Below are 11,517 nucleotides of genomic sequence, written 5' to 3' on the forward strand. Positions count from 1 at the left end.
GGCGGCGCCGGCGCGGCCGACGCGCTCGCGCCGGGCCTCGGCCCGGGTCTTGATCCCGCGCGCCGCGCCCGAGGACAGCCGCGCCCCGCGATCCACCGCATGCAGCGCCAGGATGCGGGCGGTGGCCAGCCCGTCGCGCAGGAAGCCGCGGATCGCGGTCAGTTCCTTGCGGTCGAAGCCCAGCACGAAGGCCAGGAAGGCCAGCGCGCCCGCCGCGGTCAGCAGCGCCAGCACCTTGATGGCGACGGATGCCTTCATCGGCATGGCCGAGAGCATGCCACCCATCAGCATGTCGCCCAGATGCCCGCCCAGGCCGAAGCTTTGCGTCCAGTCCGGGGGCGGGGTCATCGAGGTGGCATAGATCGACACCAGCACCATGGCGATGGGCAGGAAGATGCCGCGCATGATGCGTTCCTCGCCCCGGTGCAGCATCAGCCGCAGGCCCCAGCCCACGGCACCGACGACCAGCACCCAGGTGCCGTAGCCGGTGATCATGAACAGCGCCGAGGCGACATAGGCGCCGAAGCGGCCCAGGTAGTTCTGCGCCGGCTGGTCGGTCGCCGACATGAAGCTGGGATCGTCCGGGGAATAGCTGACCAGCATCATCGCGATCAGCACGCCCAGGATGACCAGGCCCGCGCCCAGCAGCTCCTTGCCGCGCCGTTCCAGCGCCGCCTGCGTGCTCTGGTCGAATAGCGGATCGCGGTGTTTCGCCTGCCAGCTCGCCATGCGTCAATCCCCTTGATACAAACAGTTTTTCAGGCGGTTCAGCGCCGCCTCGGTCTGGTCCGCCGGGGCGACCAGCGCCACGCGGATGAAATTCCGGCCCGGATTGCCGTCCTGGCCGTCGCGGGCCAGATAGGCGCCGGGCAGCACTTGGATGCCGGCCTCGGCCCAAAGCTTCCTGGCCGCCGCCTCGCCGTCGCCGACGCTTTCCGGCACCGGCAGCCACAGGAAGAAGCCGCCCGCGACCGGCTGATAGCCCGGCACATTGCCCAGCACCCGGTCGGCGATGGCGTATTTCTGCTGATAAAGCGCGCGGCTGGCCTCGACATGGCCCTCGTCGCCCCAGGCCATGGCGCTGACCCGCTGCACCGGCAGGGGCAGGGGGGCGCCGGCATAGCTGCGCAGCCGCCGCATCTGCGCGATCTGTGCCGCGCCGCCCGCCGCGAAACCCGAGCGCAGCCCCGGCAGGTTCGAGCGTTTCGACAGCGAGTTGAACATCACCACCCGGTCGGGCAGGCCCATGCGCGTCGCCACGGCCAAGGCGCCGGGCGGCGGCGCGTCGCGCCAGATCTCGGAATAGCATTCGTCGGAAAACACCAGGAAATCGTGCTTTTCGGCCAGCGCGATCAGCTCCTCGAGATAATCCTCGGAGGCGATGCTGCCCTGCGGATTGGCGGGCGAGCACAGATAGGCCACGGTGGCGCGGTCCAGCACTGCGGCGGGCAGGTCGGCAAAGCGCGGCAGGTGGCCGGTTTCCGGAGTGGCGGGCACGAAGACGGGCTCGGCGCCCACTGCCGCCGCGGCGACGGCATAGACCTGATAGAAGGGGTTCGGCACCAGGATCGCCGGGCGCTGGCCGTTCTTGCGTTCCGGCGCCAGCGCCAGGGCGGCGTTGAACAGCCCCTCGCGCGTGCCGTTCAGCGCCATGATCCGTTCGGGCGCGACATCCAGCCCGTGCCGGCGCTTCAGCCAGCCCGAGATCGCCGCCAGCAGCTCGGCCGTCCCCTCGTTTGAGGGGTATTTGCCGAAATCGGCGATGCTCTCGGCCATGACCGGGCCGACGAAATCCGGCAGCGCATGGCGCGGCTCGCCGATGGTCAGGATCAGGGGATCACCCCCGGGCTCGATGCCCGCGAGCAGTTTCCGCAGGCGCGGAAACGCGTAATCCGGCAGGTTCGAGAACCGCTCGGGAATTGCCATGACTGCCTCTCATTCGGGGTCGTTGCGCCCCGTTCGCCGGCAAGATTACCGGCAATCCCCCCATGCGTCCAGAGTTTCGCGGCCGCGCCCCATCGGTTTGCCGGGAATTTTCCCAAGAAATCCGGGGTTCAGCGCAGGGCGGCCTCGGCCGCGGCGGCGGCGGCCAGCAGGGCGCGGTCCTGGCCCGGGCGGCCCATCAGCATGATCCCGCAGCCCGGATGGCCGGTCGGCAGGCTGATCGAGGGCAGGTTCAGCAGGTTGCCGATGCGGGTGTTGCGCAAGGTCAGCAGGTTCTCGCGCGCGAAGAAATCCGGCTCGGTCAGCAGCCGGTCCACCGGCGGCGGCAGGATCGGCGCGGTCGGCAGGATCACCGCGTCGAAGCCGGCGACCAGCTGGCTCCAGCCGGCGCGCAGCCGGGCCAGCTCCTCCCAGCCGCCGACATAGGTGGCGGCCAGCACTTCCTTGCCGCTGCGGAAGCGGTCCAGGATCGGCGGATACATCAGCTCGGGCGCGTCCTCGATCTGGTCGCACCAGAGGCCATAGGCCTCGGGGGCGAACAGGATCGCGGCCAGCGCCATCGCCTCGGCCACGCAGGGCGGCGCGGCATGGGCGATGCGGGCGCCGGCGCGGGCCAGCCGGCCCACCGCATCCTCGAAGGCCGCGACCGGCGCCTCGCGCGCCTCGTCGAAGGGCACGCCGTCCAGCACCATCAGCCGCAACCCGGCCGGGCCGGTGTCGGAAAGGTCCGGCGCATTCTCGCCGCGCAGCACCGCGAAAAGCTCGGCGCAATCCTCGACCGTGCGGGCGATGGGGCCGGCCACGTCGAAGCGCGGGCACAGCGGCACGATGCCCTCGCCGCGCAAGGCGCCGGTGGTGGGCTTGAAGCCGACGAGGCCGTTCCAGGCCGCCGGCACCCGGATCGAGCCGCCGGTGTCGCTGCCGATCGCCGCCGCCGCCAGCCCCAGCGCCACCGACACCGCCGCGCCGGAACTGGACCCGCCGGGCGCCAGGGCCGGGTCGATGCTGTTCGGCGGCGTCGCGGTCATCGGGTTCACGCCCAGGCCGGAAAAGGCCAGCTCGGTCATGTGGGTCTTGCCCAGGCAGACCAGGCCGTCCAGCGTGGCGCCGGCCAGGATGGCGGCGTCGCGTTCCGGCACCCGCCCGGCCAGCAGGCGCGAGCCGGCCTCGGTCGCGATGCCGGCGCTGTCGATATTGTCCTTCCAGCTGATCGCCACCCCGTCCAGCAATCCGCGCCGCAGCCCGGCGCGGGCGCGGTCATGGGCGGCGACGGCTTCGGCGCGGGCGCGTTCCGGGGTCAGCCGGGCGTAGATGCGCTTGCCATAGGGGTGGCGCGCCGCGGCCTCGAGATAGGCTTCGGCCTGTTCGACCGGGCTGATCAGCCCGGCAAGGATCGCCCGCCCCTGTTCCGCCGCCGACGCCCTGAGCCAATCCATCTGCTTCCCCGACATTCCTGCACAGCCAGTCCGGGCTCAGGCTAGCCCGGCGCGGGGGCGCCCGCAATGGCGCATGGCGCGCGGCTTTGCTACATGGACATTGTTCAGGCGACAGGCATAGTGCGGGCCATGATGACGGATTTCGACGTGGTGATCGCCGGCGGCGGGCTGAACGGCCCGGCCCTGGCGCTGGCGCTGGCGGATGCCGGCCTGACCGTGGCCGTGGTGGACGCGCGCCCCGCCGACGCCCGCGCCGGCGAGATCTTCGACGGCCGCGCCTATGCGCTGGCCCTGGCCTCGCAGCGGCTGCTGGCGGCGCTGGGGCTGTGGCGCGATCTGGCGGACAACGCGCAGGAGATCCGCAGGGTCGAGGCCACGCAAGGCGCGCCCGGCGACGGCCCCGGTCCCTTCGGCCTGCATTTCGACGGCGCCGAGATCGAAGAGGGCCGGCTGGGCTACATGCTTGAAGACAGGTTCCTTTATCGGGCTCTGCTGGCCGCGATGCGGGACCGGGTGACGCACCTTCCGGGCGTTTCGGTCACCGCGCAGCAGGCCGAGGGCGCGGCCATGCGGGTGGCGCTGTCGGATGGCCGCGACCTGCGGGCCCGGCTGCTGGTGGGCGCCGACGGCCGGCAATCGGGCGTGGCCGAGCGCGCCAGCATCCGCCGCATCGGCCGCGACTATGGCCAGATCGCGCTGGTCGCGGCGGTCGATCACGACCTGCCGCATCACGGCACCGCGCATCAGTATTTCATGCCCACCGGCCCGCTGGCCATCCTGCCGCTACCGGGCAATCGCAGCTCGATCGTCTGGTCCGAGGCCGAGACCCAGGCCCGCGCCGTCATCGCCCTGCCGGACGCGGAATTCCTGGCGGCGCTGCGCCCGCGCTTCGGCGATTTCCTGGGCGAGATCCGGCTGGCCGGGCCCCGATTCTCCTATCCGCTGAACCTGACCCTGGCCGAGCGCTATGTCGATGCGCGCCTGGCGCTGGTCGGCGACGCGGCGCATGGCGTGCATCCGGTGGCGGGGCAGGGGCTGAACCTGGGCCTGCGCGACGTGGCGGCGCTGGCCGAGGTTCTGGTCGCCGCCCGCCGCCGCGGCGAGGATATCGGCGCCGAGCTGGTCCTGGCACGCTACCAGGACTGGCGGCGGCCGGACGCGACGGCGCTGGCGCTGGGTATGGACGGGGTGAACGCGCTGTTTTCCAACGCCAATCCGCTGCTGCGCGCCGCGCGAGAGATCGGCATGGGCCTGGTCGATGCCATCCCGCCGCTGCGGCGCGGCTTCATGCGCCAAGCGGCGGGGCTGAGCCTCGATCCGATGCCGCGGCTGCTGACCGGCCGGCGGCTGTAAGGCACCTCCCGCAGAATCGGGCGCCGGCTTGCGCCCGGGGATGCCCGAAGGAACGCTCACGCCGCCGTCAGCGTTGAAAGGCCGCGCATCCAGCGAACGTGATGTGCAAGACATCCAAGGATCGGTATCATTCCGCCCATGAAACTGAAAACGCTCGCCCTTGCGCCCGTCCTGTGCCTTGCCATGGCTTTCCCCGCCCTGGCTGAGAAGATCCCGCTGAACGAGATCTCGCGCTATCTCAACGGCCTGAAGACCGCCACGGCGGATTTCACCCAGGTGAATGCCGATGGCTCCATCTCGACCGGGGTGCTCTATATCCACCGCCCGAACCGGGTGCGGTTCGAATACAAGGGCGATCGCACCTTGGTGCTGGCCTCGGCCGGGCAGGTGGCGGTGTTCGACGGCAAGACCCGCAGTGCGCCGCAGCAATATCCGCTGTCCAAGACGCCGCTGTCGCTGATCCTGGCGCCGAACATCGACCTGGGCCAGGCGCGAATGGTGACCGGCTATGCCGAGAAGAAGAACACCACCGTGGTGACCGCGCAGGATCCGCAGCATCCCGAATATGGCAATATCCAGATGGTCTTCACCGCCAACCCGACGCAGCTGCGGCAATGGGTGGTGACCGACGATGCCGGCCGGCGCACCACGGTGATCCTGGGCGACATGAGGACCGGCCTGTCCTTCAAGCCCTCGACCTTCGTCATCGAGAACGAGATCGCCCGCCGCCGCTGAAGGCCGCGGGCGCCGCGCCCGTGAAACGGCCGGCATGGGTATTTGCAAAACGGAAAAGACGCCAGGGCGTCCGCGCGGGTCTTTCCGTTTCCCAAATACCCATTTGCAGCCGCGCCGCTGCGGGCGGCCGCCGGCCGGGTCAGCGGCAGGAGGCGAGCTGCATGCGGTAAAGCTCGGCCCGGGTCTGGACCTTGCCGGCCACGTTCATCAGCCAGGGCTTGGAACTGTGCGAGCCGCGGGCGAAGCCGTTGCGGCCCTCGTGATAAGCCAGGTATTGCGCGCCGGCATCCCATTTCGAGATGCCCAGCATCCGCGCCGAATCGTTCATGTACCAGCCCATGAAATCGGTGGCGTCGCGGATGTCGTCGCGTCGGGCGCGGCGGTTGCCGGTCTGCCGGCGGTAATCGTCCCAGGTGTCGTCCAGCGCCTGGCTGTAGCCATAGGCCGAGCTTTGCCGGCCCATCGGGATGATCCCCAGCGCATAGCGATGCGGCGTGCGCGCATCGCCGATGAATTTCGATTCCTGGTGGATGGTCGCCATCTGCACATGCACCGGCACGCCCCAGCGTCGCTCGGCCGCCTTCATCGCCCGCATATAGGCGGGGCGCTCTGCCGCCAGGGCGCAGGCGTTGTCCAGATTGCGCGGTGCCTTGTAGTTTCCGCCCCCTCCGCAAGAGGCCACCAGCCCGACAATGGCGAGCTTGAGAAACCTGTTCATACTGCCCTCATGTTTTTTGCAGGCAGCTTAAGCGAATTTTCGGGTGCGGCGCAAATGACAAAGCCTCGACCGCGCCTAGCTGGGCAGGACCGAGACCGATTTCACGATGGCATGGCAGGCGCTGCCGGGCTGCAATTCCAGTGCCTTGACCGAGCGCGGCGTGACTTGCGCGAGCATCCGCTCATTCCCCAGCGCCAGCTGCACCAGCCCGCCTTCGACCCGGGTCACCCTGACCGGCAGCACGTTCAGCGCCGAGAGGCCCTGCGGCGCCGCGCGCGCCAGGATCACCTCATGCGCCAGGATCCGCAGCCGCAGCACCCGGCCGGGCGGCAGGTCCGGTTCCGGCAGCAGCATCGGCCCGCCGGCGGTGGCAAGGCGGATCATGCCGTCGGGCTCCCGCCCCTCGACCGTGGCGCGGATCAGCGCCCCGGCCTCGCGCGCGCCCAGTTGCGGGGCCAGTTCCGGATCGGCCAGGATCTCGGCCAGCGGGCCGGAATGGGTGACGCGGCCCTGCCGCATCAGCACCACCGTGGTCGCCAGCCGCAGCACCTCGGGGACCGAATGGCTGACATAGAGGATCGGCAGCCGGATCTCGTCGCGCAGGCGCTCCAGCCAGGGCATGATCTCGGCCTTGCGGGCCTCGTCCAGCGCCGCCAGCGGTTCGTCCATCACCAGCAGCGCCGGGCCCGACAGCAGCGCCCGGCCGATGGCGACGCGCTGGCGCTCGCCCCCCGACAGTGTGCCGGGGCGGCGCGCAAGCAGCGGCCCCAGCGCCAGCATCTCGACGATGCGGTCGAAGTCGCGCGCCGCGCCGCGCCGCCAGCGCGAGGGATAGCGCAGGTTTGCCGCCGCCGTCATATGCGGAAACAGCCGCGCGTCCTGGAACACGCAGCCGATGCGCCGGGCCTGCGGCGAAAGGTTCGTCCTGCCGTCGAACAGCACCCGCCCTTCCAGCGCGATCCGGCCCTGGTCGGGGCGCAAGAGCCCGGCAATGGCGTTGATCGCCGTGCTTTTCCCGCAGCCCGAGGGACCGAACAGCGCCGTCACCCCGCCCGGCGCCTCGAAGGCGACATCCAGCGCCAGGCCGGGAAAGCGGTGGCGAAACGCGACCTCCAGCATCAGCGCCGCCCCGACATGCGCGCCGACATGCGCCATGCCAGCCATTCCGAGACCAGCACCGCCGCCATGGCGATCACCACCGAGACCAGCACCAGCCGCAGCGCCGCCGCATCGCCCGAGGGCACCTGCAGCAGCGCATAGATGGCCGAGGGCAGCGTCTGGGTCTGGCCGGGAATGTTCGAGACGAAGGTGATGGTGGCGCCGAACTCGCCCATCGCCTTGGCGAAGCCCAGCGTGGCGCCGGCCAGGATGGCCGGCAGGATCAGGGGCAGGGTCACGGTCAGGAAGATCCAGGCCCGCGGCGCGCCCAGCGTGGCGGCTGCCTGTTCCAGTTTGGGGTCCACCGCCTCGAAGCCCAGGCGGATGGCGCGCACCATCAAGGGAAAGCCCATGATGCCGCAGGCCAGCGCCGCGCCGGTCCAGCGAAAGGCGAAGATGATGCCCAAGGGCTTCAGCAGGCTGCCCACCGGCCCCTGCGTCCCGAAGGTGATCAGCAGCAGATAGCCGGTGACGACCGGCGGCAGGATCAGCGGCAGGTGCACGAGGCCGCTGACGAGGCCATGCCCGGGAAAGCGCCGCCGCGCCAGCAGCCAGGCGATGGCGACGGCAAAGGGCAGGCTGGCAAGCGTGGCGACGCCGGCCACCCGCAGGGACAGGCGCACGGCCTGCCATTCCTGAGGGCCAAGCCAGTCGGTCGGGATCATTGCGTGACGGTGAAGCCTTGCGATTCAAAGATCGACTTTGCCGGCGCCTGCGACAGGCTGTCAAGGAAGGCGCCCGCCTGCGGCGTGTCGGCGGCCCTGGTCACGGCGCCCGGATAGGTGATCTTGTCATGGCTGTCGGCGGGGAAGGTGGCGATCACGCCCACGCCCGGCTCGGCCACCGCGTCGCTGCCATAGACGATGCCCAACGGCGCCTCTCCGGTGGCGACCAGCTTCAGCGCGGCGCGGACGTTGTCGGCCTGCGCGACCTGGCCCTGGACCTGGTCCCAGAGGCCCAGCGAGGTCAGCGCCGCCTTGCCGTATTGCCCGGCAGGCACGGAATCGACCAGCGCCATGGCCAGCTTGCCGTCGCCCAGCAGGGCGGGCAGTTCGGTCACCGGCGCCTCGGCCGGCTTGCCGGTGCCGACCAGCACCAGCGTGTTGCCCAGCAGGTCCTTGCGCGTGGCGGGGTCGATGTCGCCCGATGCCTGCACCGCATCCATCCAGTCGGTCGAGGCCGAGATGAACAGGTCGGCCGGCGCACCCTGCTGGATCTGCTTGGCCAGCTGCGAGCTGCCGGCATAGGAGACCACCACGGTATCGTCATGATTCTTCTGCCAATCGGCAGCGATCGCGTCCAATGCGTCCTTGAGGCTGGCGGCGGCGAAGACGGTGATCTCGTCGGCCTGCGCGGCGGGGGAAAGCGCGATCAGGGCGGCGGCAAGGAAAGACAGGCGCATCGGGATGGTCCATTCGTTATGGTTCAATGGACATAACCAAGTGGCTGGACGTCTGGCAACCGTTATTTACGTTGAAACAGATCGCTGCCCGGCGCGCAGCCGCGCCAGTTGCCCGGCGCCCTGGTCGCGCAGCAGCGTCTCCAGCGCGCGGTAATCGGCCAGCACCTGCCGGCCCCGTTCGGTCAGCTGGGCGCCGCCGCCCTTGGCGCCGCCGCGGCTGCTGTCGACAAGGGGTGCGTCGAAATGCGCATTCATCTCCTCGACCAGCGACCAGGCGCGGCGATAGCTCATCTTCATGCGCCGCCCGGCGGCCGAGATCGAGCCTTCCTCGTCAATGCCTTGCAGCAGGTCGGCCTTGCCGCGCCCGAAGGTCAGGCCGGACTCGAAATGCAGGCGGAGGCTGAGCCGGGGATCGTTCGTCATGGCCGCATCTTGCCCGGTTTCCGCAACGTTGCAAGAGGCCGGGTCTTTTCCGTTCGCCGTGGCGCGGCTACGAGTCATAAAATTCCAGCATGACCGGAGGAATCATGTCCGAGAACGAAATCGTCATCCTGTCCGGGGCGCGCACGGCCATCGGCACCTTCGGCGGCAGCCTGGCGGGCGTGCCGCCGATCCAGCTGGCCGCGACCGTGACCCGCGCAGCGATCGAGCGCGCGGGCATCGGCGCCGATCGCATCGGCACCGTGGTCTTCGGCCATGTGCTGAACACCGAGCCGCGCGACATGTATCTGTCGCGCGTGGCGATGCTGGAAGCCGGGGTGCCCGACACCACGCCGGCGATGAACGTGAACCGGCTCTGCGGCTCGGGGGCGCAGGCCATCGTTTCGGCCGCGCAGGCGCTGATGCTGGGCGATGCGGATTTCGCCGTGGCGGGCGGCGCGGAATCGATGAGCCGCGCGCCCTATGCGGTGCCCGCGGCGCGCTTCGGCGCCAAGATGGGCGACGTGCAGATGCTCGACATGATGGTCGGGGCGCTGACCTGCCCGATGGGCACCGGCCATATGGGCGTGACGGCCGAGAACGTCGCGCGCGAGCACGACATCTCGCGCCGGGCGCAGGACGAATTCGCGCTGGAAAGCCAGAAGCGCGCCGCCGCCGCCATCGCCGAGGGCCGCTTCAAGGAACAGATCGTGCCCATCGAGATCAAGACCCGCAAGGGCATGGTGGCCTTCGATACCGACGAGCACCCGAAGGCGACGGATCTGGAGAAACTGGCCGGGCTGAAGGCGGTGTTCCAGAAGGACGGCACGGTCACCGCCGGCAATGCCTCGGGGATCAACGACGGCGCGGCGGCGCTGGTGCTGGCCCGGGCCGAGGCAGCGCAGACGGCGGGGGCCAGGCCGCTGTTCCGGGTGCTCGGCTATGCGGTGGCCGGCGTGCGGCCCGAGGTCATGGGCATCGGCCCGGTCCCGGCGGTTCAGGCGTTGCTGCAGCGCACCGGCCTGAAGGTGGGCGATTTCGACGTGATCGAATCGAACGAGGCTTTCGCGGCGCAGGCCTTGGCGGTGAACAAGGGGCTGGGCCTTGATCCCGCCCGCGTGAACCCGAACGGCGGCGCCATCGCGCTGGGCCATCCGGTCGGCGCGACCGGCGCCATCGTCACCGTCAAGGCCATGTACGAGCTGATGCGCACCGGCGGCCGCAAGGGCCTGATCACCATGTGCATCGGCGGCGGCCAGGGTATCGCGCTGGCCATCGAGCGTATCTGATTCCGTTTCGACCCGGCCTCCCATCGGGGCCGGGTTTCTGTCTGCCGCGCCGCATGAGTATTTATGGAACGAAGAAGCGCTGGTTTGGCTTCTTCGTTCCAGAAATACTCAAAGAGCCTCTCCAGCCTTACCAAGCGTCCCGGTCGTGAGCCGATCACAAGGACAGGCGACAAGGCATGCGGCTGAAATGGAACGGGCCGCTCTGCTGGAGAACGGCCCGCGAGATCCACGGAGATGGTCCGGTTAGGGTTGGTGCCCACCGTCCCAGCCAAGGTTTACGACCCTTGGGGCTGCCCTCAGGCCACGGCCCCCCTGACTGTCCCGACACCTCTCTCCAATATCACTCTCGACACTGGACCACCTCCTTTCAATAAGTTGCCGTATGGGTTCAGCCTGCCACAGAACCATTGACAGTCAATGAATTTGCGCGCGGCGCTGGATCAAATTTCCGACGACGATGCGGAACGGCACGAGCGCCACCACTGCCTGCGCAAGCTTCACCGAACAGTCCGCGACGGCCAGGGAAACCCAGAGCGGCTGCACCGGGCCATGACCCAGCAGCGGAACCAGCTCATTTGCCCAGGAAACATCGTCCCCGGGGAAGATCGGCGTCAGCTGCGCGGCAAAGGCGATGCTGAAGAAGACGGCAGTATCGAAGATCGAGCCGGCGACGCTGGCCGCCAGGGGTGGTAGCCACCAGTTGTATTTTCGCAACTGGTTGAAGACGGCAATGTCCATCAGCTGCGCCGAAAGGAAGGCCGCGCCCGAGGCGACGGCGATGCGCAGCGTGGTCTTGTCCATGCCGGCGGCGACCAGCGAGCACAGCACGCCGGTCACGAAGCCGGCATAGACCACCTTGCGCGCGGCCGCCGGGCCATAGACCCGGTTCATGATGTCGGTCACCAGGAAGGCGACCGGATAGGTCAGCGCCCCCCAGGTCAGCCAGGCGCCCAGCAGGTGCTGGACCAGGATGTTCGAGGCCACCACGACGATGGCCATGGCGATGACGCCGGGAAGGAGGCGGGGCATGTCTGGTTTTCCGTTTTGGCAAGGTCGCGGAGA

12 protein-coding genes are annotated in these 11,517 nt (G+C 69.5%); 3 read left to right on the top strand and 9 right to left on the bottom strand.

Features of this window, described 5'->3' with window-relative positions; all coding sequences use genetic code 11:
* From I9P22_RS07415 to I9P22_RS07425, 3 genes are all read right to left on the bottom strand, one after another.
* The coding region (locus I9P22_RS07415; protein WP_199258724.1) for a DNA translocase FtsK 4TM domain-containing protein at positions 1-729 on the bottom strand (729 nt) is incomplete at its 3' end.
* 3 nt (positions 730-732) lie between these two features.
* Positions 733-1,926, bottom strand: a complete 1,194-nt coding sequence (locus tag I9P22_RS07420; protein WP_199258726.1) for an aminotransferase class I/II-fold pyridoxal phosphate-dependent enzyme — start codon at positions 1,924-1,926, stop codon at positions 733-735.
* A 128-nt stretch (positions 1,927-2,054) separates the two neighbouring features.
* Positions 2,055-3,380 (bottom strand): amidase, encoded by a 1,326-nt coding sequence (locus tag I9P22_RS07425; protein WP_199258727.1) that lies wholly within the window; start codon positions 3,378-3,380, stop codon positions 2,055-2,057.
* Between the two features lie 129 nt (positions 3,381-3,509).
* Between I9P22_RS07425 and I9P22_RS07430 the strand changes: the two genes are divergently transcribed.
* Positions 3,510-4,733, top strand: coding sequence for a UbiH/UbiF/VisC/COQ6 family ubiquinone biosynthesis hydroxylase (locus tag I9P22_RS07430; protein ID WP_233253274.1), 1,224 nt, complete (start codon positions 3,510-3,512; stop codon positions 4,731-4,733).
* 138 nt (positions 4,734-4,871) lie between these two features.
* Positions 4,872-5,468, top strand: a complete 597-nt coding sequence (locus tag I9P22_RS07435; RefSeq protein ID WP_199258731.1) for a LolA family protein — start codon at positions 4,872-4,874, stop codon at positions 5,466-5,468.
* A 139-nt stretch (positions 5,469-5,607) separates the two neighbouring features.
* On the opposite strand, the gene I9P22_RS07440 is transcribed toward I9P22_RS07435, so the two are convergent.
* The 5 genes from I9P22_RS07440 to I9P22_RS07460 all read right to left on the bottom strand — a co-directional run bounded on the left by I9P22_RS07440 (position 5,608) and on the right by I9P22_RS07460 (position 9,169).
* A complete protein-coding gene (locus I9P22_RS07440; RefSeq protein WP_199258733.1) occupies positions 5,608-6,186 on the bottom strand; it encodes a transglycosylase SLT domain-containing protein in 579 nt (192 codons plus the stop codon).
* Positions 6,187-6,261: 75 nt separating this feature from the next.
* Positions 6,262-7,305 carry a molybdenum ABC transporter ATP-binding protein gene (modC, locus tag I9P22_RS07445; RefSeq protein WP_199258808.1) on the bottom strand — a complete coding sequence of 348 codons (1,044 nt, stop codon included), beginning with the start codon at positions 7,303-7,305 and terminating at the stop codon, positions 6,262-6,264.
* The gene (modB, locus tag I9P22_RS07450) at positions 7,305-8,009 is read right to left on the bottom strand and encodes a molybdate ABC transporter permease subunit (RefSeq protein WP_199258735.1); all 705 of its coding nucleotides are present in this window, start codon (positions 8,007-8,009) and stop codon (positions 7,305-7,307) included. Before modB ends, modC begins: the two co-directional genes overlap by 1 nt.
* Positions 8,006-8,746 carry a molybdate ABC transporter substrate-binding protein gene (gene modA / locus I9P22_RS07455; protein WP_199258737.1) on the bottom strand — a complete coding sequence of 247 codons (741 nt, stop codon included), beginning with the start codon at positions 8,744-8,746 and terminating at the stop codon, positions 8,006-8,008. The genes modB and modA overlap by 4 nt, the downstream gene beginning before the upstream one ends.
* Positions 8,747-8,812: 66 nt before the next feature.
* Positions 8,813-9,169: a winged helix-turn-helix domain-containing protein gene (locus I9P22_RS07460; RefSeq protein WP_199258739.1), complete on the bottom strand. Its 357-nt coding sequence runs from the start codon at positions 9,167-9,169 to the stop codon at positions 8,813-8,815.
* A 104-nt stretch (positions 9,170-9,273) separates the two neighbouring features.
* On the opposite strand from I9P22_RS07460, the gene I9P22_RS07465 reads away from it, so the two are divergent.
* Positions 9,274-10,455: an acetyl-CoA C-acyltransferase family protein gene (locus I9P22_RS07465; RefSeq protein WP_199258741.1), complete on the top strand. Its 1,182-nt coding sequence runs from the start codon at positions 9,274-9,276 to the stop codon at positions 10,453-10,455.
* A 414-nt stretch (positions 10,456-10,869) separates the two neighbouring features.
* On the opposite strand, the gene I9P22_RS07470 is transcribed toward I9P22_RS07465, so the two are convergent.
* Positions 10,870-11,484, bottom strand: a complete 615-nt coding sequence (locus I9P22_RS07470; protein WP_199258743.1) for a VUT family protein — start codon at positions 11,482-11,484, stop codon at positions 10,870-10,872.
* Positions 11,485-11,517: the final 33 nt, after the last annotated feature.

This window comes from Paracoccus binzhouensis (genome assembly GCF_016446475.1).
Lineage (GTDB): Bacteria > Pseudomonadota > Alphaproteobacteria > Rhodobacterales > Rhodobacteraceae > Paracoccus > Paracoccus binzhouensis.